Annotated in this window: 18 protein-coding genes and 1 tRNA gene; 15 read left to right on the plus strand and 4 right to left on the minus strand. The window is 34.2% G+C overall.

Annotated elements, in window-relative coordinates:
* Nucleotides 1-23 precede the first annotated feature (23 nt).
* Nucleotides 24-2,591, minus strand: coding sequence for a TonB-dependent receptor (locus K4L44_15205; GenBank protein ID QZE13876.1), 2,568 nt, complete (start codon nucleotides 2,589-2,591; stop codon nucleotides 24-26).
* An 800-nt stretch (nucleotides 2,592-3,391) separates the two neighbouring features.
* Here K4L44_15205 and typA point away from each other — a divergent pair.
* The 10 genes from typA to K4L44_15255 all read left to right on the plus strand — a co-directional run bounded on the left by typA (nucleotide 3,392) and on the right by K4L44_15255 (nucleotide 13,597).
* On the plus strand, nucleotides 3,392-5,197 hold the full coding sequence (typA, locus tag K4L44_15210; protein ID QZE13877.1) for a translational GTPase TypA: 1,806 nt from the start codon (nucleotides 3,392-3,394) through the stop codon (nucleotides 5,195-5,197).
* Between the two features lie 576 nt (nucleotides 5,198-5,773).
* Nucleotides 5,774-6,100, plus strand: coding sequence for a PadR family transcriptional regulator (locus tag K4L44_15215; protein QZE13878.1), 327 nt, complete (start codon nucleotides 5,774-5,776; stop codon nucleotides 6,098-6,100).
* Nucleotides 6,101-6,117: 17 nt separating this feature from the next.
* Nucleotides 6,118-7,548: a PspC domain-containing protein gene (locus K4L44_15220; GenBank protein ID QZE13879.1), complete on the plus strand. Its 1,431-nt coding sequence runs from the start codon at nucleotides 6,118-6,120 to the stop codon at nucleotides 7,546-7,548.
* 134 nt (nucleotides 7,549-7,682) lie between these two features.
* Nucleotides 7,683-8,189, plus strand: coding sequence for a hypothetical protein (locus tag K4L44_15225; GenBank protein ID QZE13880.1), 507 nt, complete (start codon nucleotides 7,683-7,685; stop codon nucleotides 8,187-8,189).
* A 13-nt stretch (nucleotides 8,190-8,202) separates the two neighbouring features.
* Nucleotides 8,203-8,400, plus strand: coding sequence for a PspC domain-containing protein (locus tag K4L44_15230; protein QZE13881.1), 198 nt, complete (start codon nucleotides 8,203-8,205; stop codon nucleotides 8,398-8,400).
* Nucleotides 8,401-8,485: 85 nt separating this feature from the next.
* Nucleotides 8,486-9,073 carry a non-canonical purine NTP diphosphatase gene (locus K4L44_15235; protein ID QZE13882.1) on the plus strand — a complete coding sequence of 196 codons (588 nt, stop codon included), beginning with the start codon at nucleotides 8,486-8,488 and terminating at the stop codon, nucleotides 9,071-9,073.
* 40 nt (nucleotides 9,074-9,113) lie between these two features.
* The gene (locus K4L44_15240) at nucleotides 9,114-11,432 is read left to right on the plus strand and encodes a hypothetical protein (GenBank protein QZE13883.1); all 2,319 of its coding nucleotides are present in this window, start codon (nucleotides 9,114-9,116) and stop codon (nucleotides 11,430-11,432) included.
* A 5-nt stretch (nucleotides 11,433-11,437) separates the two neighbouring features.
* Entirely contained in the window at nucleotides 11,438-12,109 is a 672-nt protein-coding gene (gene recO, locus K4L44_15245) for a DNA repair protein RecO (GenBank protein ID QZE13884.1), read from the plus strand.
* 178 nt (nucleotides 12,110-12,287) lie between these two features.
* The gene (locus tag K4L44_15250; GenBank protein QZE13885.1) at nucleotides 12,288-13,451 is read left to right on the plus strand and encodes an aminotransferase class I/II-fold pyridoxal phosphate-dependent enzyme; all 1,164 of its coding nucleotides are present in this window, start codon (nucleotides 12,288-12,290) and stop codon (nucleotides 13,449-13,451) included.
* A gap of 74 nt (nucleotides 13,452-13,525) precedes the next feature.
* Nucleotides 13,526-13,597, plus strand: a tRNA-Arg gene (locus K4L44_15255).
* A 211-nt stretch (nucleotides 13,598-13,808) separates the two neighbouring features.
* On the opposite strand, the gene K4L44_15260 is transcribed toward K4L44_15255, so the two are convergent.
* Nucleotides 13,809-14,927 carry an ISAs1 family transposase gene (locus tag K4L44_15260; GenBank protein QZE13886.1) on the minus strand — a complete coding sequence of 373 codons (1,119 nt, stop codon included), beginning with the start codon at nucleotides 14,925-14,927 and terminating at the stop codon, nucleotides 13,809-13,811.
* Between the two features lie 360 nt (nucleotides 14,928-15,287).
* On the opposite strand from K4L44_15260, the gene K4L44_15265 reads away from it, so the two are divergent.
* The 3 genes from K4L44_15265 to K4L44_15275 all read left to right on the plus strand — a co-directional run bounded on the left by K4L44_15265 (nucleotide 15,288) and on the right by K4L44_15275 (nucleotide 19,583).
* Complete coding sequence (locus K4L44_15265; protein QZE13887.1) at nucleotides 15,288-15,782, plus strand: DUF4065 domain-containing protein; 495 nt, start codon at nucleotides 15,288-15,290, stop codon at nucleotides 15,780-15,782.
* 7 nt (nucleotides 15,783-15,789) lie between these two features.
* Nucleotides 15,790-16,332: a hypothetical protein gene (locus K4L44_15270; GenBank protein ID QZE13888.1), complete on the plus strand. Its 543-nt coding sequence runs from the start codon at nucleotides 15,790-15,792 to the stop codon at nucleotides 16,330-16,332.
* Between the two features lie 839 nt (nucleotides 16,333-17,171).
* Nucleotides 17,172-19,583: a TonB-dependent receptor gene (locus tag K4L44_15275; GenBank protein ID QZE13889.1), complete on the plus strand. Its 2,412-nt coding sequence runs from the start codon at nucleotides 17,172-17,174 to the stop codon at nucleotides 19,581-19,583.
* Nucleotides 19,584-19,639: 56 nt separating this feature from the next.
* Here K4L44_15275 and K4L44_15280 read toward each other — a convergent pair whose 3' ends face one another.
* Entirely contained in the window at nucleotides 19,640-20,914 is a 1,275-nt protein-coding gene (locus K4L44_15280) for a threonine/serine exporter family protein (GenBank protein ID QZE13890.1), read from the minus strand.
* A gap of 204 nt (nucleotides 20,915-21,118) precedes the next feature.
* On the opposite strand from K4L44_15280, the gene trpS reads away from it, so the two are divergent.
* The gene (gene trpS / locus K4L44_15285) at nucleotides 21,119-22,117 is read left to right on the plus strand and encodes a tryptophan--tRNA ligase (GenBank protein QZE13891.1); all 999 of its coding nucleotides are present in this window, start codon (nucleotides 21,119-21,121) and stop codon (nucleotides 22,115-22,117) included.
* Between the two features lie 72 nt (nucleotides 22,118-22,189).
* The gene (locus K4L44_15290) at nucleotides 22,190-22,987 is read left to right on the plus strand and encodes a DUF2797 domain-containing protein (GenBank protein ID QZE13892.1); all 798 of its coding nucleotides are present in this window, start codon (nucleotides 22,190-22,192) and stop codon (nucleotides 22,985-22,987) included.
* Between the two features lie 2 nt (nucleotides 22,988-22,989).
* On the opposite strand, the gene K4L44_15295 is transcribed toward K4L44_15290, so the two are convergent.
* The gene (locus tag K4L44_15295; protein ID QZE13893.1) at nucleotides 22,990-23,412 is read right to left on the minus strand and encodes a DCC1-like thiol-disulfide oxidoreductase family protein; all 423 of its coding nucleotides are present in this window, start codon (nucleotides 23,410-23,412) and stop codon (nucleotides 22,990-22,992) included.
* Between the last annotated feature and the right edge of the window lie 162 nt (nucleotides 23,413-23,574).

Below are 23,574 nucleotides of genomic sequence, written 5' to 3' on the forward strand. Positions count from 1 at the left end.
AAATTACGTTATGTTCTTAATGCTTAGAATCGAACTCTGAATCCCATTGACCATGTAGTTCCTAGTCCGTAATAAACTTCAGTATCTTGCCAAGTGTGAGTTGCACCATCTCTTGCATCAGAAACATACTCTGTATTAAGAATATTATTCGCATTACCATAAAGTGTAGCACTCAATTTACCCAACTTAAAGTCCCACTTTATATTCGCGTCTAATAAACCATAATTAGGTAGCTTCCATGAATCTGGGTTGTCTTCTCCTTCAGCAGGTGCAGTACTTCTACTTGACACATAGAATTGTGAATAGTTATTTCCATAGAAACTATAGTCTAGACCAATTTTAAGATCATTCAATATTTCGTAATCTGTACCAACACTAAATGTAGTTTGTGCAGCATCTCCAACATGTACCCCTTCAATATATACGTTGATAGGTTTACCTAGAGGGTTCTGCTCATCATCATACATCTGAACATCAGTAACATTATTTTGCCATTTCCAATCTCCAATAGAAGCTTGAGCTGTCATAGTTAAACGGTCTGTTGGATTATATTTTGCATCCATCTCAAGACCCATATGAAGTGCATCTACACCAAGAAGAGTTGCTGAGTAACGAGTACCATTTTTATACTGTACACTGTTCATTGTTTTATCTGCCCAATATGTATAATATCCATTCACATTCACTTGGAATGTTCTAGTTTTAAATCCATATCCAACCTCAAAACTTGTCACTTTTTCATTCTCTGCACCCTCATTATAGATATTTTCATGATTAGGGTACACAGCATCGAAATCTGGTTGGCGCTGGAAATAACCAACATTTACGAACACATTGTGATTTTCGTTAATGTTATAGTTAGATCCTCCTTTAATACTATATCCGATGAAATTATGCCAATCTGTCTCTTGATTTCCTGGCTTATATCTGAACAGGTCAACACGTTTATACTGTTTTCCTGAAACAGATCCTGAAACAAATGCAGAAACAACGTCATTAGAGTACTCTAACTGAGCAAAAAGCCCTTCCCACCATATTTTACCTTCATTGTAATAATCGATAGTATCTTTTTCCCAAACAGTTCTTGTTCCAGCATTCACATCTTTGCTATCCAAAGCAAAATCACCTCCAAGAAGATCTTCTACCTCATTGTAGTGAATTCCTTTATACCAACGGAAGTCATAACCTCCTGTAAGTTTTAATTGGTCATTAAACTCATGAGTTAAGTTTGACAAGATACCTGCCCACTCATGGTTATTCACATTATTTGCAAAGAATGCTTTAGAACCTTCTGATTTTGCTGCAATGTTTTCATTCATGATCTTATCGTAGTCGATTTGTCCATCAACACGATAGTCTTCATTTTTGTAATCAAAAGCATTTTTATTAGAACCAGCTGTTCTACGTCCACCACCTCTACCAACAGATGCATATAGAGCAGTTGTGATACTAGTAGAAGGATTAACAGTCCAGAAGTGATTTAATATTGCTTGAGGCTTGTGATAGTAGTTTTGAGAAGAGTTATACATCTCACCTCTTTTATAACCCCAATCTGCATTGTAACGAAAATCATTTCTTGCAATAGTCTGATACTCCGAGATCTTCATTCTTTGGTATCTCTGACCATGAGTCTGTGGTGCACCAAAAATAGTGAAAGACAAACTGTGATAATCATTAATACGCTTTGAGATATTGGCAAAGTATGAAAAAGACTCATATGCTGTTGCATTAACCCAACCTCTACCTGTATTGTGAGCTACATTCACTGAGGCAGCCCAACCTTTATCGTTAATACCTGTAGAAAGAGTTATTGCCTCTTTTTGGCGGCCATCATTACCAGTTCCGTAATAAATATTACCACCACGTTTCGAATCAGTACTATTAGTCAAAATATTAATAGTTCCACCTACTGATGGTACGGCTACTTTCGCAGCACCCAAACCACGCTGTACCTGCATCGAACGAGTTACATCGTTTAGACCAGCCCAGTTACTCCAGTAAACTTTACCATTCTCCATACCATTAATAGGTACACCATTAATCAATACCGCGATATTACGTGAATCAAAACCTCTTAAATTAATACGAGAATCACCATATCCACCACCTTGACGTGTTACATACACAGATGGAGTAGAACGAAGAATTTCTGGAAATTCTTTTGAACCAAGTTTCTCTTGAATAATTTCTGGTTTAATGGTTGAGATTGCAACAGGAGTTTCTCGATTTGTTGCAACGGATGCCAATACATTCACTTCGGCAATACCGATTGCGTTATCTTCTAGACCTACTTCTCCTAGATCCAAAACTCCATTTTCTTTTACAGTTACTACTTTTTCTAGATTGGTATAACCAATATAAGAAAACACAAGTGTCTGTTTCCCTGCTGGGGCTTTCAGTTCGAAAGTTCCATCAAATTTCGTAGCAGCTCCTCTTGTTGTTCCTTTTAACAAGACAGTTGATCCGAGTAGCTCTTCTCCTGTTGCCTTATCGACAATTTTTCCTTTTATGATACCATCTGCCATTGCAGCAAAAGAGGTAAGACATAAACTGATTAGGAGATAAAAACAAATAGCAGTTCTTCTCATCATTTAGATTTAAAGGGTTTTAAATATAATATAGCTTTCATAGCTTGATTTCATTCATTTTAAATACCTATCATAGATAAATACAAATCATTCATAGATAAAATAGACCTGTTTATGCCTATTTTAGAACATCTTAATCTGACTGCAAAATAAAGTCTATTTTTGCGAACATGAATTAAATTAACATTAACTATTCATATATCGGCTGTAAAACACACCTGTTGTACATAATCAAATTGTAACTTACTGACCTTTTTAATAATCATAAAAAGAATTTTTTTAGATAAGGAAAAGCAAGTTAAACAAACGTTAAAAAGGTTTGAATGATTAAAATCATAAAAAAATGTGCTGTAAAATAGCTAAAGTGATAAAGAGAAATAGAACACATAGAAGAATCGATCAAAATAACACATACAGCATTCATTATCAGACAATAGCAATCAATTCAATCTAATCACTCTACTACTATAGCATTTTATCTTCTAGATAGAGTTATAGTGTCTCAAAATAACATTTCAGCTTCTAAAATTATAAGGACCTAGTATTTGGTTCATGAAATAGGCTAAAAAAATGCTTCAACTCTCCCTCTTTAAACATTACATTTTATACGCGAACATAAAACAGAAATACAGAAACATAGCGCTAAATACCTATAAAACAACATGCTCATGTTAACAAAAGGTTCATAAATTGGACTATTAAAGTAAATAGAACGTTAATAATCACAGATCTATTAATTTTAACATGGAAATTTACTCATTACGTGATATTTATATGTACTTTTGCGCACTAAATTTGAAATCATGCAAAATATTAGAAATATTGCAATCATCGCTCACGTTGACCACGGTAAAACTACTTTGGTAGATAAGATGATCTTGCAAGCGAATATTCTTCGAAAAAATCAGGAAACAAAAGATCTTATCCTTGACAACAATGATCTTGAGAGAGAGAGAGGAATTACTATTCTATCTAAAAACGTATCTGTTCAATACAATGAAACAAAGATCAACATTATCGATACTCCAGGTCACTCGGATTTCGGTGGTGAAGTAGAACGTGTTCTTAATATGGCAGATGGTGTTCTTCTTTTGGTAGATGCCTTTGAAGGAACAATGCCTCAAACTCGCTTTGTTTTGGAAAAAGCGATTGCATTAGGTCTTAAACCTATTGTGGTTGTGAATAAGGTAGACAAACCAAACTGTCGTCCTGAAGAAGTTCAAGAACAAGTATTCGATCTAATGTTTAGCCTTGGTGCTACTGAAGACCAACTAGAGTTTCCTACCATTTATGGTTCAGCTAAACAAGGTTGGATGAGTGAAGAATGGAATAACCCAACAGAAGATATTACACCTCTTCTAGATGCAATTATTGAACATATTCCTGCTCCAGTAGAGAACCCAGGTACCCCTCAGATGTTAATTACTTCTCTTGATTTCTCTAATTATGTTGGTCGTATCGCTATCGGTCGTATCAATAGAGGAGAATTGAAAGAAGGAATGAATGTATCTCTTGCAAAACGTGATGGTTCTATCTCTAGAACTAAAATTAAAGAGATCTACACTTTCTCTGGTCTTGGAAAAGAAAAGGTAGAGTCTGTGAAAAATGGAGATATCTGTTCTCTTGTTGGTATCAACGGTTTTGACATTGGGGATACTATTTGTGATTTCGAAAACCCTGAGCCATTAAAGCCTATTGCTGTTGACGAACCTACAATGAGCATGTTGTTTACTATTAACAACTCTCCATTCTTCGGAAAAGAGGGTAAATATGTTACAAGTAGACACCTAAGCGATCGTCTTAAAGCAGAGCTTGAGAAGAACCTTGCTCTTAGAGTGGAGCCTACATCTTCAGCGGATGCTTGGAATGTATATGGTCGTGGTGTACTTCACTTATCTGTACTTATCGAAACAATGCGTCGCGAAGGATATGAACTTCAAGTAGGACAGCCTCAAGTTTTAATAAAAGAGATTGATGGCGTGAAAAACGAGCCTATTGAGGAGTTGAGCATTGACCTTCCTGAAGAACTTTCATCCACTGCAGTAGACCTTGTCTCTCGTCGTAAAGGTGAAATGTTAAATATGGAGCGCAAGGACGATAGAATTCATTTAGAATTCCGTATCCCTTCTCGTGGTATCATTGGACTTCGTACAAATATGCTTACTGCTACTCAAGGCGAAGCTGTAATGTCTCACCGTTTTGTTGCTTATGAACCTTATAAAGGTGCAATCCCAACACGTACAAATGGTTCATTGATTGCAATGGAGACTGGTACAACTTTTGCATACGCACTAAACAAACTTCAAGATAGAGGAAACTATTTTGTAGATCCACAAGAGAATATCTATGTTGGACAGGTTGTTGGTGAAAGCAGTAGAGCTGACGATATTGTTTTGAACGTTACAAAAAGTAAAAAACAATCAAACGTACGTTCATCAGGTACGGATGACAAAGTAAAACTTGCTCCACCTATTCGTTTTAGTCTTGAAGAAGCTTTGGAATATATCCAAAAAGACGAATATGTAGAGGTAACTCCTGAATCTATCAGAATCCGTAAAATTCTTTTAGATGAAAACGAAAGAAAAAGAGCATCAAAACAGATAGGATAATGACTGTCTGAGTTTGTCTCAAACAATATTTGCACAGAGGGGAGATCTTATTTTTAGATCTCCCCTCTGTTATTTTATGAACTTTAGATTCCATAATTTAACGATACCATACGAACAAAAAACAATACTCCTCCAAATACTAAAAATCTGTTTATATCCTCTTCATAAACAAACTCCACTAAGGAGCCCCTCAATTATATATAAGCATTTACTATCCAAACACATAACACAAGATTAACTTGCAGGATGATAAATCTATCGTTCCGACTAGCCTCAAATATCTTCTTTTAACAAGATTTATACTCAATGGCTCCTAAAAATATTCTAATAACCATACTCTTATAAGAAAAAATCCATAATAGAACCTGTGCATTTTAGGTTAAACGACCTAGTATAAAATGGCACATAAAAATTATGTATCTTTTTTTTAACTTTAATTAACATGCATAACAATACACTCTACTAAATGGGGACATCCAAGCATAATACTATATAATGCAATAGTACTATGTATTGCATAGTACTATATTAATACTACTTTTGTAATAGGTCAATAAATTAAAACTATTAATTACCATGAAGTTAGACAATACCAAAGCACAGATGCGAAAAGGGATATTGGAATATTGTGTACTTCTACTTTTATCCAAAAGGCCTCTGTATGCCTCTGAATTGATTCAAGAGCTTAAGAATGCCAAGCTGATTATTGTGGAGGGAACCTTATATCCTTTGTTAACAAGATTAAAAAATGCCGGTCTTTTGGACTATCAATGGCAAGAATCTCAACAAGGTCCCCCACGTAAATATTATACTCTTACGGATTCTGGGAATATCTTCTTACAAGGACTAGAAGAGTCGTGGACAGAATTATCCAATACAGTCAATAATATCAAGAAACTATAATCTAAATATATCCTGAAATGAAAAAAACAGTCAATATAAATCTGGCAGGAACCACATTCCATATAGATGAGGATGCATATGCCCTACTTCATGAATATCTAAAGAAATTAAAAGCTTACTATCATGGTAATGAAGAAGGGGTGGATATAATTCAAGATATCGAGTCTAGAATTGCGGAGCTATTTATTGAATTCAGAATTAGAGAGAGTACTCCAATCAACCTAGTAATGACACAACGAGTAATTGATCAACTAGGCGATCCATCTATGTTTGAAGAGAACGAGGAGGAGACGGAGAAAAATCTCAATAAAACGAATAATAATCCTTCAAAAAAACTCTTCAGAGATCCTACGAACAAAATTTTAGGGGGAGTATTTTCAGGGGTGTGTGCCTATGCAAATATTAAACTTACTGCTGTTCGTATCATTGCTATTATTGCATTAATAATTTATTGGCCAATTTCAATTATTTATTTAGTTCTATGGATCATCATTCCGGGAGCTAAAACAAAGACCGATTTTATGCAGATGAGAGGAATCGACCCAACGGTAGAAAATATCGAAAGATTTACACAACAAGAGGACTATTCAAAAAACAGATCTTCTTTCGGCAATGGTTGTTTGACTGCTTTGTTGGTCCTAATATTAGGCATACTACTGCTACCATTACTATTAATTCTACTTATATTCATTATCATTATACCTATTGCTTTTGCAGTGCCTGGTCTAATGCACCAATCATTAGAACCATATATAGATCCAGAAAGAATCATTAATTTCTCGACATGGAGTGTCATTGCATCTTTAGGTCTAGTCATCATTCCTTTACTTATTATACTCATATTCCGTCTAAGACATATTCAATGGAAAAAAGAGGTCAAAAGATTGGTCACACTAATCCTACTAATTATTTGGATTATGTGTGGTGTACAGGTTGTAAATAATGGTGTTATCATATTTAAAGATTTTTCAGGATCTTCAATCCACTTTAATTACAAAGACAATAAAACGTTCAATAGCTTCGATAGATCCATAATTGATAGTAAAGCAGATACACTTTGGATAAAAACAAAACTACCTAAGGGGGCAGAAGAATCGCTATTCCCAACGAAACTGAACATTAAGAAGAGTAATGACTCTTTGTTTCATATTAAATTAAGTACTACTTCTAAGAATAGCACAAGTCTTGATAATAAAAGATCTTACTTCTTTACTTTGAAACAAGATACATTGTATATCTCTCCCAAACTTTTTAAAGCAGATAATGTAAAATTTGACGATATTAAATATACTTTATTTGTTCCTATTGAACATACTATTTTTATCGATGAACCATTAAAAAACATCTTAGATGATGTAAAGAATACATCAAATACATGGGACTATGAAATGGCTAATCATTTTTGGAAACAGTCTATAAAGGGACTAGAGAGAGTTGACGAGAAATAACAAACTCTGTCTCAAGATCAAATAAAAAGCGTTAATGCGAGCAAGAGAGATTATAATATAATAATATTGTTTTATATTTTTACATAAACTTTTTTCTTAAAAGATTAAATGAATCAAATATTTATAATAGCAATATGAAAAATACAATCCTTTCTCTCTTTCTCCTTCTGCTTTCGACAGCAGTTAATGCACAGTCGAAATCAGATGATATCTATGACTCTATTGAAGCAAGTGATGCAGCTACTTATATGGAAATGTCACGACCATTTATTAGTATGTCGTCAACAAATTTAGGAGCACAACAAGCAGAAATAGTCAACCACATAGACGAAGTGCGTTTTATTCACTACGATATCTCAAAAGGAGATTTAAAACCAACCTTTGAGAAATTTGTATGTAAGGCTTTCTCAAAAAGGCCTTTTAAAGACTACGATATTGTAAAAGAGATGAATATTGACAGATCAGATATTTCATTCAATTCATGGGTAATAAATGAAAAATCTAAAATTCATGAGTTCCATATCTTAATTACTCCAGATGAAGAAAAGCAGGGTGCATTTTTGATCTCTTATTATGGGGAGTTTGGCAATCTAGAGCTTGATTATCTGAAAGCGATGGCAATGAAAGATATTGGTCTATAAAAAATGATAACAAATGAATAAACTTAGAAGATCAAAGAATAAGGTTATTGCAGGTGTATGCGGAGGTCTAGCAAAATATATCAATCCAGATATTGATCCCGTTGCAGTAAGAGCAGCAACTGTTGTTTTATCAATTTGTATACCTATAATCCCAATAATCTACCTTGTCCTTGCATTGGTAATTCCAGATGAGAAAGACTATCGTTATTGATAATTTGAAGTTTATATTATAACAAATGCCACAAATATTACGTTTATATTTGTGGCATTTATCGTTATATAAAAAGAGTATTATTATGAAGATTATTTTTGCAACCCATAATCCCAATAAATTAAGGGAAATACAACAGATGGTTGGAGCCTCTTATGTAGTTCTCGGATTAGAAGATATCCAATGTCATGACGAGATCGAAGAGACAGAGACTACACTAGAAGGCAATGCTCTGATTAAATCGAACTATATACATGAAAACTTCCATGTTAACTGCTTCTCTGATGATACAGGATTAGAGGTAGAGGCTCTCGATGGGGCACCTGGAGTATACTCTGCAAGATATGCTGGACCTGATTGTAACGCAGAAGACAATATGGACAAACTTCTAAAAAATCTAGGTAGCATAGAAAACCGTAAGGCACAGTTTAGAACAGTAATCTCACTGATCCTTGAAGATCAAAAATATCTATTTGAGGGGGTCGTTAAAGGCACCATCACTAAAGAAAGATCTGGAAGTGATGGATTTGGTTATGATCCTATTTTTATGCCTGAGGGATACAACAAAACCTTCTCTGAAATGAGTTCTGATGAAAAAAACCTTATTAGTCATAGAGGAGTTGCGGTAAGAAAACTAATTGCATTCCTAAAAAACTATCATTCTAATAAATAGATCATTTGCTCCTATTTTTCAAAAATAATGTCTTTATACCATGATTCATCGATTTAAGATACATCTCATCTTAACCACTCTCTTCACATTCTATATTATCAATAATTCTAATGCTGAAAGATGGACAGTTTATGATAGCTTTAGCTCTCTACAACGAGTGATTTCAAGTAAAGATAAAGTGATAGGGTTATCCTCCACTGGACTTATCATCTACAATATGGAGGAGGAAGAGATACAAACACTTTCTAAAGTAGATGGACTATCCTTTACGTCTCCCTCAACGATGAATATCATGGGAGAAACTTTGGTAATTGGATACGAAAATGGAGGAATTAACCTTATCGAAGACAATGAGGTGTATGTCATCGATGATATACTATACGCAACAAGCCTAAAAAACAAAAAGATTTCAAATATTTATGTCAAAGGTAATGACATATACTTATGTTGTGAGTTTGGGATCATATGGATCAATGGGATAAAAAAAGAGATAAACGAAACCTGGATTGTTGGGGTCAATGGAGTTCAGACTTCTATTGTTGACATGGAGATATACAAAGATCATATATATGCATTAACATCTGAAGGTATCTTTATCTCTGCTCTCGACCCTCTTGTTAATAAGATGAATTACACCAATTGGAAATTTTATCCCGCACCATTAGGAAATAAGCTGACCTCTTTATGTTCGTTCAAAAATCAGATGTTTGTTGGTTGTGATGGAAACAAACCTCTATATCTTTTCAATTCTTTATCTGGTTTTAACGAAACGCCATACCATACCAAAAATTTAAAATCCATTGAATGTGACGATGAGTCTCTTTTAATTGTAAACAAGAACAAACTGACGATATATAAAGGAGATTGGGATAATACTAAAAACCTATCCTCTTTAGAGTTAAATGATTCAGAAGAAAAAATGTCTATAGAAGATGCTGCCATCGATAAAAATGGCAAATTATGGCTTGCCTCTACATCTAGTGGTCTTATTTCAACAGTCGACTTTAAAAGAGGAACATCTATTAAGACCACCGGTCCAACAAATACATTCTTTCATAGAATGAGAACCGTTCAAGGAAAACTGTTGGGGGTTCATGGCTATCTTAATGACGAATGGTTTAATACCTGGACAAGGTTCCAATTTACCACTTGGTATTCGAAAGAGGATCACTGGAGTTATTACAGGAATAAAGATATTGAGAATCTTAAAGATGAAAGATTCTCTGATATTACTGATATTGTGCAAGACCCTAGAGATGAAAATCACCTATTTATTAGCTCATTTGGTTCTGGACTAATGGAGATTAAAAACAACGAATGTGTCGAAATATATACCGATAAAAATAGTCCGCTATTTAATATCGTTCCCCGCAATGTTCGCTATGTACGTATCGGAGGAATGGATATAGATAGAGATGGAACACTCTGGCTAACAAATCTAGCAAACGATTATTTCCTAAGAAGCTTTAAAGATGGACAATGGAAACAATACAATTCTCCTGATGGAGACAAATTCTCACGTGTAAAGCGTCCATATATTATAGGCGACAACATTTGGGTACCCAAAGAAGGAAATCCTGAGATTTTTGTCATGGATAAAAGTGGGACAAACAGAAGAGTTATTCAGGTAAAATCTCATTTTCAAAACAATACAGAAAGTATATTTACAGAAGCTAAGTTTGTTACTGAAATAGCCATGGATAAAGAGGGGCAAGTATGGGTTGGTACAGATAAAGGGGTATTTGTATATCCATATCCTGAGATGGCTCTATCTAAAAACGATTTTTATGCTTACCGACCATCCATTGACCTTGGAGATAATATTTTTCACCCTATGCTAGGGTCCAACCACATTACCTCTATTGCTGTCGATGAAGGCAACCAAAAATGGATAGGAACTTTAGATAATGGGATTTTTCTATTCAACCCGAATGGAAACAAACAACTAAAGCATTTTGACAAAGACAACAGTCCTATCCCATCGAATAAAATAAGACAGATTGTTATTGAACCTAATAGTGGAGAAGTCTTTATTTCTACCAATGAAGGGCTAATATCCCTTACAGGAGATGCAATGAAACCGCAATTAGAAATGTCCAACATTTCTGTATACCCTAGCCCATATAAGCTTTCCTCCTCTGAAATTCTTACTATTGAAGGACTTGTTTTAAATAGTAATATTAGAATACTGAATACAGCAAATAAATTAGTCGCAGTGATTCAGTCTAAAGGGGGAAAGGCAATATGGAATGCCAGAGATACTTATGGTAACAAAGTAACATCTGGAGTCTATCACATTCTTGTATCTAACGCAGACGGTACACTTACAGGATCAAGCAAGGTATTAATCATAAATTAATCTCGATGGAACCTATCCGTACTTCAGCAATCGTATTGGGTTGTAATGACTATACCACAAGTAAAAAAATAGTCAAATTACTGACTCCTAATTTTGGAAAAATTGAGTGTATTGTTACGGGAGTATCGTCAAAAAAAGGTAAGATCAAAAGAGCTTACCTACAACCTTCATTCAACCTAGAATGTATCGTAGAGAAAAAGAATGAATCCAAAGCTCTGTACACTTTGAAAGAGTTTCATATAAAAGAGAACTATTATACAATACCATATGACGTCCTAAAATCTAGCCAAGTGTTCTTTCTATGTGAAGCCATACAGAAGTTAACAGTGGAAGATACCCAACAACAACTCCTATATGAATTTGTCTCTAATGCGTTTCAAATGCTAGATGTCTCAGATAAAGGGGCAGAAAACTTCCATATTATATTTCTTTTTGAACTACTAAAAATACAAGGATATCCATTATCAAATAATGAGATCCCTTTATATAAAACAAAGGATATCGATTATAAAGAGTTAAACATAGAGGATCTTAACTTCAATAAAATAACGACGCTCAATTGGAATAGAAACATAAGAAATCAATGGATAGAGCTTATACTAAGACATATTGAGATCACTCTTAATATTCGCTTTAGAATGAAATCGCTATCAATTCTCAAACAAATTTTTGATTAATCTGTTCTACTCAATAGCAATATATAAAAAAACGATCTATAGATATATAAAATAACAAACTAACATTCAAGCATTTAAATAAATACTATTATATTCTGTTGATAAGAAAATTTCTAGTAAATATAGTTTGGACCGTTTTTTGTTTACTTTTGTTTTGGATTTTATTCTAAATGAGAATATGGCAACAGCAAAGATTCCTCTTTCGCGAAATAATATTTTCGCTTATATAAAACAGATTTCTGAAGAGCACAACGCACTTAATGCAGCTCTTCCATCTTCTGACATCATATGTCCGGACAAGTTAATTGAACTAGTTCAGAAATATATGAAACAAGGAGTGAACAACAACACTCCATTGAATGGAGTATACCCTTTACGTAAGCAAATTACGCAAAGAGTCAACAAAGAGTATCAAGCAAATTACAATGAAGAAACTGAGATAACTATATCTACAGGCACTATTCAGAGTATTGCTACTGCCATTAACACATTTGTTAAAGAAGGAGATGAAGTGATCGTTTTTGAACCATCTATCGAGTCTTTCATCCCTCCCATTGAAATAAATGGTGGAAGGGCTCGTTTCATCAGTCTAAAAGCTCCGAATTTCAAGATTGAATGGGAAGAGGTAAAAAAGATGATCTCCACTAAAACAAGGATGATTATTTTAAACTCTCCTCAAAATCCTACAGGTAGAGTTATGTCTGATGAAGACGTTAAAAACCTCATCAAGATTACCAATGGAACCAATATTATTATCATTGGAAATGAATCCTTCGAGAAGATCGTTTTTGATACTGAAAAACATCATAGTTTTACCCAGTATGAACAACTTAAATCTAGAACATTGGTTGTCTCTGACTTTGGTCCTATATTCCGTATTAATGGTTGGGGTATCTCTTATGTATTAGGTTCTGAAAAACTGATGAAGTCCTATATGAGCACTCAAGCTTATAATGGACATAGCACGAATACTCCGGGACAATTGGCACTAGCAGAGTACTTAGAGGGTTATACTGAAAATGGCGAACTCTCTGAAATGTACCAAGGTAAAAGAAATTATTTCTTAAGACTAATCAAAGATAGTAGCTTTGAATTCGTCCCTTGTAAAGGAACATACTACCAAATACTTGATTATAGTAAAATCTCAAACGAACCAGATACTGAATTTGTAGAGAGACTTATTAAAGAGTATGGTATTGCAACCGTTCCCGTTTCAATCTTTCAACACGAAAAAAATAGAAAGAGTCACCTCATTCGTATTTGCTTTGCAAAACCAAACCATATATTGGATGAAATCGCCGAAAAGCTTAATAAAGTAAAGGCTGCTATTGAAACAACATAATTTTTAATTATACCGAACAATTCCTTTGTACAGCATAAAAAAATCTATATTTTTGCAACGCTTATAGTTGTTATGCCTGCATAGTTCAAGGGATAGAACAATAGTTTCCTAAACTGTAGATCCAGGTTCGAATCCTGGTGTGGGTACAAAATATCATAAAGAGGACATTCATTCATGAATGTCCTCTTTTTTTATTCCGACCCATGACATCTATCATATCCGATGGATACTTCTATCATTGTACTACTTTTTCCTACACTTTTGACATGCTTCAAACCTATCTTCATGCAACTTTTACCAAACAAAAAATTAAGCTGCATATTGATTATATAATTCCACAGGGCTTGTTCATGAAATTTAAGCAGCGAAGACATCGTGTATTTTATCAGTATTGTGCACAAGTTCTTCTCTTAAAATATTTAAGTTGTTGTAACTATTTATTTCCATTAACTTACTGCATATAAATAACATAATAGAGGATATCGATTTTTGCAATCCATGATCTAAAGACTTTAATTTGTCTTCTCCAAAATTAACATCACGAATACGATTCATTATTTCTATTTTCCAATGACCTCTAATAGCTCCAGCAATTTCATCGATTTTCCCATTATAATTTGTGATATAATATCGTGTTTCTGTACTCCTTTTATCTCTCTTTACATTATAACTCTCTCTTGTCACTTTAATCATATTACATATGCCACTATTACACCATCTAGGATCTAACATTTCTGTATTTATTGGGTATATTTCGTACTTCCTAGAGTCTATTCTTCCATGTGACTTGTCTATTTCTGTCATCACATCATCTACTTTTATATGATTGGATGTATGTACTAAGTCATCCTTTAATTTCTGCTGATTGGACTTTATTTGAGTTAAATAGAATCGACTATTTTGGTGAATATTAGACAACAGATTTTCTGAATTATGCATTGCATCTAGTGTTACCTTTGCCTTCTCTGGCAACTCAAGAATATGATCATAAACAATGTTCTTTTCACTCTCTTTTGTTCCATCATAAAAGCCTAATAACTGCTGTATATTTGTGTTATGACCAATAGAATAAACAATACTTAACCCTCTCTTTTTATTGCTTTTAGAATCTATACTTCCTCGAAGTTCCTTCCCATCAATAGATATCCATTCTGTAGAAGAGTATACTTCATCACAAATTGTCAAAAAGGAATCATAATCAAATTCAGATAGGATTCTTGTTAACTGAACTCGACTTATACAACTGTCGATATCTTTATGCAAACAGATACATAGTTTCTCGTAATGACGAACCATATTGCGATGAATTTTATTCATACTTAGATGACCATAACTTGTCAGAATTGAGATAATAAAAAGAGTGATAACAAAAGCCAATTCGTGCTTAAGTCCTATATGACTCCTATTATCTACCAATTTGACTTGTAATTTCTCATAAAATTTTCTAATTTCGGCACTTGAAAGGTCGTTATCCATAATTTATATCTGTTTTTACAAATCCAAATATAATATGAATAGTCGACCTTTTCTCATATAAATAATTCATGAACAAGCCCTGTATAATTCCATAAATTCCAATAACGATCTGTATCCTAGTTTTGAATATATTCTCTTCCTGTTATACCAAACTTCAATAAAATGATATATTTCTGTTTTTGCTTGAAAAGGTGTTTATATCATTCATACAAATGTTCTTATAAAAAAAGAGGAAACAACTTTACACTCATCATTGTTGATATTAAGAAGGAAATGCATTTTGTATTATTTAATCGATTTTATATATATCTTACACAAAAAAAGGTTACTTTGTAGATTAATCAAAAGATCAATACTATCATGAATTACACAGCACTTGACATAGCATCGTTCTTTATAAAGAAAGGAGTTACTCCATTGAAACTTCAAAAACTTCTTTATTATACTCAAGTATGGTATTTTGTTAAGACTAAGAAATATCTTATGCAAGAATCTTTTCAAGCATGGATATATGGCCCAGTTGTATATGATGTATGGAATAGCTTTAGATTTATAAGACGTAGTGATAATATCCCACAACACAAAGCAAAAGAAGTTGATTTAACTAGTATTCAAGATCACCTAACTGAGGTTTGGAATACATATGGTCACCTTAAAGGATCTACACTTGTTGACTTAACTCATAATGAACTTCCATGGAAGGTTAGTCGAAAAGGATTGTTAACTAATCAGCCAAGCAATAACTTTATCATAATTGATAAATCCACATTAAAAGACTTCTACCTTACACAAGATGGAAGAGTTCCTAAAGTACAATTAGGTGATTCCAGTTCTTTAGGTAATTTCTCTAATTAATAAATAAATGACTAAGTTTGGATTACATTTTATCCAAAATGTGAATCCTCGTAAAGAGGATCATTTTAAGGAAAAGAAGCTATACAGGTACAGATCAAAGAAGGCTAAGCAATATACAACAATTATTGAGTTAGAGATCTATGAAAAAAACAACTGTGTTATTTCCTTTTATCAAAAGAATCTAGGTAATGACAAAAACAAATACCGTCGCAGAGCACATTTATCCGCAGGTCATATTTTAGCAATTCTTACATCTTGTATCGAAGCATATGCAGAACTTGAATATGATCATTCGTTTATTTTTTCTGCAGCAAATGATTTAGGTGAGAATATAGAAGAAAACAAAAGGTTTTCTTTATATGATAAATTCTTAGAAAGAAGATTCCCTAAATATGAAGAATATGAACGAAATGGATCAATTGCAACAAATACGCTGATGTTATTTCATCGCAGTTTCCAGTACAAAAATGATGCACTAGAGTTTTTCCGAAAGTTTAAAGAAAAGACGATACAGAACATTATTAACTCGAATCAAGATTTCAACGAATAATAGAAAATGTTATACAACTTATAAATATTACAATTGTTGTACATATGTTGTACAAAATACAACAATAATAACACACAACGTTTTATATATCAACAATATAACACACAAAATATTACAGTTTCCTAAACTGTAGATCCAGGTTCGAATCCTGGTGTGGGTACATATTATTATAAAGAGGACATTCATTGTTGGATGTCCTCTTTTTTTTGTACCAATTCGTCATATCCCCCTTCCCCATGCCTTCTTCTATCATATCTTTCCTTTAACCTCCCCCCTTTAATAAACTTCTAACCTGTTTCCATATCTTTCATAGTGGTTTCATAGGCACTTTGTCCATGGTTTGTTCATGGTTTGTTCATGGTTTGTTCATGGTTTGTCCATCGATTCTCCATCGATTCGGTGGATGAACCATGAAGGAGATTCGCATGAAGGATGAACAAATATACCATCAAGTATTACTCAACTTATTCTTATTTTTTGTGTATTCATATGTATTATAGATAAAGTATAACACACCAAATCAACACAACACAAATAAAATATTATTCACATACTGTAACGTTTCAGGTAGTTCTACGTCATAATTTCAGAGGGATTTAAATAGTATGCATTGCAAAATAAACCAACATGAATCTATGATATTGCAAAAACGAATTCAAAGGTGCACTCTAAGTTCTCCACACCACAGGAATTATAATTATAGTGACAGCATATTTCGTATATGAAACGAAATAGAACGAAACATCTATCTAGAGCCTGTTCGTATTAAACAATATCTTTAGCATCGTTTTAATAGGATCCTTGAAGTAAACTATTTGAACAACAAACCTATCGTTACAATGAAATTGAAAGAAAAAATTTTCCTATTGATAGTCCTTAGTATGGGCTTTCAACAACCTCTTTATTCGCAACATTTGACCTCACATATCCTCATGGAAAATGGGGATCCCTTAGAGAATGCAAATGCTTATATACTATCTCAGAAAGACAGCTCCTTTGTTGAAGGAACGGTATCAGATAGGGATGGATTGGTAACAATAAACTTAGATAAAGGATCCTATTTAATGAGAATTAGCTATGTAGGCTACGAAACACAATGGGAAAAAGTTGATCTATCCCAAAACATGGATTTAGGAACAATCAAAATGATACCATTGGCAGGACTTGACGAGGTAAATGTGGTGGCTCAAAGAGCACGAATCATTTCAAAAAGCGACAAAGTAATATTTAAAGTCGAAGATACCTATGCTAGCAATACCAGTTCCGACAGCTATGAATTGCTATCTAAAGCTCCTGGATTAATTGTAGACACCAACAACAAAACAATTGGAATTATTGGAAAAGGTACAGTCATTGTATGTGTAAATGACAAAGAAGTTCATCTTGACGGAGATGCATTAACTGCCTACCTAAGTTCCATTAATCCCAAAGACGTGAAAGATATTGAGATCATCGACAACCCATCTTCGCGGTTCGATGCAAGTGGGAATGCTGGGGTTCTTAATATAGTCATGAAGAAAAAGGTAGAAGACTTTTTAGGAGGTAATATATCAACCAATGTTCGAAAAAGAGAACATGGATTGGATTATGGCGGCAATGGTTCTATCACTTTTAAAAAGAATCGATTTAGTATGAATACTTCGATCAGTCGAAAAAAAAGAGAGTACCAGACCAATACCATTCTAAAACAAGAGCATCAAAATAATCTCTTGGTCAATGAGGATGCAACAGAGTTTCGGGATAATAATATCAACGGTATTCGTACTCAAGCAAACTATGATTTCTCACCCAAACTTTCCCTTAGTGTTGGATACAATCTTTCAAATTACCGCTATGGAAATGTTCGAGAAGGAGACCAAAGAACCGATATCTTTAAAGAGAATAAATACCAAAGAGATCACCAAAATCAATACAATAACGACGAAAAGAATCGAAGTAGTGTGCACAATCTCTATACACAAGTAGATTTGACCACCAATGCAAAGGGAGATAAACTACAACTTCAATCGGGAACAGTTCGATCGAAGGATAAAACAGACAACAATCTTATCAACCATATTACTCCTAAAACAGTCACCGTAGCAGATCAACTAAGTAGGACAAAAAAGGATAGTGAGTTCTCAACCTTTGCACTAGACTACTATATAAAAAGAGACAATGGCTTCGAATTATCGTTTGGTGCAAAATATAGTGATAGCAAATCTAGTGGAGCGTTTCGTACCACCAATGAGGCTGATATTCTTTTATTAGATAAGCCACAAAGTCTATCATCAAACTTTGTCTACAACGAAACTATCTATGCATCGTATATTGAGGCAACAAAGAAATTTAAAAAATTATACCTAAGGGCTGGATTGCGAGGTGAAAAAACCAAGACAGAAGCGATAGAGACAGTTATTGATAGTGTGAACACGAATGACTATATGCGATATTTTCCCAATGTTATCATAGGTTATAATGCATCGAATGGAACCAGTATCACCTTTTCTTTTAATAAAAGATTTACAAGGCCATGGATTTGGGCACTGAATCCTGCAACCTATTATGTCGGGAGCAAGCTAATTGATCAAGGAAATCCTTTTCTGAAACCGATGAATAGCGACAACTTCTCCCTTCGTTTGGGACTGAAAGACTTTGTTGCATCGATAGGATATATTGAAAACAGAAGTATGTTCAATAACCAAGTCTCTCACTTCGATGAAAAGAGAGAAGTGTTTGTTTGGAATCGTTTCAATAACTATAAACAGAATAAAGCTTACTTCAACCTAAACTACAATTTTCATTTTAAATGGTGGACCTGTCGCCTAACCAGCTCTACTGCATGGCAAGTAACCTCGAATACAGACAATCGTTTTACGATTGAAGACAATGAGACTTGGAGTAGCTACTTTAGAATAGACAACGACTTTAAGCCATTTGTAAATACTGCATGGAAGGGACTTTCCTTTAACCTAAACTATTGGGGTAATACAGACAAAGAGGGTAAAAGTGAAAAAACGTATGGAAGTTCTAGCTTGAGTTTTGCAGCAAACTTAAGCCTAATGAAAGAGAAGCTACACATTACGCTTTCTGGTAACGATATCCTGAACAAACAGATATATAAAATGGATATGTATCAAAATAACACCATTACCAACTTCTCAAAATCAAATGATATACGCAGCATTACGTTATCATTAAGTTACTCGTTTGGAGGAAATATAGACTTCAAGACCAAACAGGTAAACAGGAAAGAGATGAACAGATTGTAATAAAGATCCCCTTTTAGTAGCGTCTTGATAGCCCCTAAAAGGGGGGATAATATCTTTTATGAAGAGATAGTTCTTCTATGTAGAAAACGATCACGAAATCGCTGTATTCTCTTGAGGTTATCCATCGTGAAAATAGAGTTAGAGATGATCAGACCTCCTAAAATGGCTGCAAACATAAAAAGTGCCGATTGTCCCATATTATCTGAAGGAGTAGTCGGTTGATTAAAATAGAAGTCCGTAATTCCAATATAAGATCGACTTCCTGGCACCATGATGATAATTCCCTGTACAATATAGACTAATGTTGGTACATCTCTCCAACCTCCAAGTAGGCAACTATAAATACCGACAAGCATCGAAGCGACAAATATAGCCGGGATTTCTCCGATATATTGCCCTAACATATAGGAGCATAGGTAGGCTATAGAACCAGAAATTACACCAAAGATCACCTCTCTTTTCTGAACATTAAAGAGAACAGCAATGCAAAATGAGAGTAACACAATAGCCAATCCTTTGGTTAATGGAGTAACGGGATCTATGGTATAAGTATGGGGTATCTCTAATAACTTCTCCATCAACTGAACTCCGACTAAAGCCCCTACAATAAGTTTAATCATTACCACAAAAGCATCCATCAGACGTGCTGTCCCAGCCAGAAGACCTCTACTCGAGAGCTCCTCTAAAGCCAATGAAATACTTAACCCAGGTACATAAACAATGACGGCAGATAGTATTGCTATAGGAATACTCAACTCTGGAAAGTAGAGGCTTAAAACACAAGCCAATACAGCAGATACAAAAGTCGAGAGTATTTCAAACATTCCAATCATGAAGTTGTGGTTCATCGCATACTTCCACAATAGGTAAACAACCCCACCAAGAAAAACAGAGATAAAACAGGTGACCCAATTCGAGTCATAGAGTAAAGAGAATCCCCCCGAACCTAAAGCAAAAGATAGGAACTCAACAAAATTACTGTAATAAGGTTTTTCCGACTCAATGGCATCCAGCCGTTCAGTTATTTCTGATAAATCATATTTATCTTCAAGGATACGATAAATTAACTTGGTCACTTTTGAAAGTGCGCCCAAATTAATTTCTCCTGGTTTTGAACGTATTAGCAAAGCCTTTCCATCATGGTTCCCATCAGAGAAAGAGAAAGACAGGGAGGTGGGAGAATCAAGGATATCACAATTTAATCCCCAATGTTGAACGACCTCTGTAACATATGCTTCAACACGAAAAGAGGATGTTCCATACTTATGCAACATCTTTGCCAAACGAACAATGATACGATACTTCTCTTCTATTTCTAATTCTTTTCTCATGGTAATCGTAATTCACACATTTTAATTTATGTGTGTTTTTGTTGAAATTTCACAATAAAGATAGATATAAATAAGCCATTATTTGATAGGATACCTTGCAATACTCTTTGTATCCAATAAAGAGTAATAAGTTATTAACACTATTGAAAACAAATTGTTACTTTTGTAAGTATAGTACTCGAGAAAAATAAAAACAATATATATATGAAACCTACTGTGGTAAGTGGAATTCGTTCCACAGGAAATCTCCATCTTGGTAACTACTTTGGAGCGATAAAGAATTTTGTAAAGATGCAAGAAGACTTTCACTGTAACTTCTTCATCGCTGATTGTCACTCTTTGACAACACACCCTACACCAGGTGACCTCCACAAAAATGTTCGACAAGTATTGGCTGAATATTTAGCTTGTGGGGTAGATCCGGAAAAGGCAACACTATATATACAAAGTGATGTCCCAGAAATCTCGGAACTATACATGTATATGAACATGAATGCATATCTTGGAGAGTTAGAGAGAACTACCTCTTTTAAGGATAAGGCAAGAAAGCAGCCAGATAATGTAAATGCAGGATTACTTACCTACCCTGTTCTTATGGCATCTGACATTATTATCCATAAAGCACATTTCGTTCCTGTTGGAAAAGATCAGGAACAAAACCTTGAGATGGCTCGTAAGTTTGCAAAGCGTTTCAACAGAATGTATAAGAATGAGATTTTCCCAATACCTCGTCCTTTTACCTTCGACGGGAAGAGTATGGTGAAGATCCCTGGATTAGATGGTTCGGGTAAAATGGGTAAATCTGAAGGAAATGCAATTGGATTGGTAGAAGATCCTAAAAGTATCCACAAAAAAGTGATGAGAGCTGTTACCGATGCAGGACCAACAGAGATGAATCAAGAAAAACCAGAGGTGATTCAGAATCTTTTTCAGTTGATGAATGTGGTTTCTACTCCAGATACAGTATTACATTTCGATGACCTTTACAACAAATGTGAGATTCGTTATGGGGATTTAAAGAAACAACTTGCAGAGGATATCATTCAATTTACTGCCCCAATACGTGAACGAATCATCGAAATCGAGAAAGACGATGCCTATTTAGCAAAAGTTGCTAAGATTGGAGCTGAGAAAGCTCGCGAGTCTGCATCAAAGACACTTCAAGAAGTAAGAGAAACGATTGGTATTAAACGTTTCTTCTAAAATTTATATATGGAACCCTTCTCTATTTAGAGCAATAAGAGGGGGGTTCTTATTCAATTCAAACTCCCCACTATGCAATACAAGGGTAATCTGAGAAAGATGAGTGTAAAAGAGAGCACTCCTATACAATATGCACTCAACCTATCTAACGAGACTATTGATTTAAACCAATGTATCGGTCAATCCATCAAACTAGAGTTTACAGGAGTGATAAATTGTATTGATTGTGGCAAGAAAACCTCTAAGTCTTTTAGTCAAGGGTTCTGCTATAACTGTTTTAGAAACTCACCAATGGCTGAACCTAGTATCATAAACCCGGAACTTTCGAGGGCACAATGGGGAGAAGCAAGAGATTTAAAATGGGCTATTGAACATGATTTAATCCCTCATTATGTCTATTTAGCACTATCTAGTGAGGTAAAAGTTGGTGTAACACGCCACCATCAAGTACCAACAAGATGGATAGATCAAGGAGCAACTGCTGCTGCTATTCTTTGTGAAACACCTAATCGACATATTGCTGGGGTGATAGAAATAGTTCTAAAAAATCACTATACGGACAAGACTTCCTGGATGAAAATGCTGAAGAATGATATTGGTAGTATATCTCAATTGGAAGCAGAACTAAAAAAAGCTGGAACATATCTTCCCAAAGAGCTCCAACGTTATTTGGTCTCAAAACATGAAATAAGGAGTCTTGAATATCCTGTTGACACGTATCCAGAAAAGGTAAAAAGTATCACATTTGACAAAACACCAAAAGTAGAAGGAACTCTTATGGGAATAAAGGGACAATACTTAATCTTTGAACATGGGGTATTTAATATCAGACGCCACAGTGGTTATCAAGTCACATTGACGCTTGCATAAATCTACCATAATATACGATTAATGTCAATGCTACTATGTTTGTGACAGTACATTTTTCCGGGGCGCCATCTTAATTTAGCGAAACACTTATAGATGAAATTTGTAATAAAAAAGGGTATAAAACGAAGACAATAAATAGTATAAAGTGGATACCTACAACGTTTTGTAATTTGAAAAATGGCTTTTATTCCCTCGTACCATTTCCCATCAATATAAACAATCACAGCATCTTGAGTTGGTTGAAAATCTCTTTTCTTAAATAACAAGATACTCTTTTCGTCATAAAGTCCTGCAAAATAAAAGATAGGAGATTTCTCATAAAAGAGAATTGAACGTACCCAGAATGAACAAACCATACAAGTATCGTCAAAAAAAACATAACAATTGTTTGGATGAAGAAGATCAGCATGATATGATTTTTCCATTCTATTTTGCTTTTCAATAAAACAAAATAATGTGCATACTGTTCACTTTATGCTATGAAACAGTTTAATTAAAAGAGATGAAAATCAGAGTAATATAAATAGCACCAGGACTATTCAATAATTTTGTTTTGAAAAAAGTAAAAAAAATAGCTTCTTAGAATT

This window comes from Prolixibacteraceae bacterium, assembly GCA_019720755.1.
Lineage (GTDB): Bacteria > Bacteroidota > Bacteroidia > Bacteroidales > Prolixibacteraceae > Halosquirtibacter > Halosquirtibacter laminarini.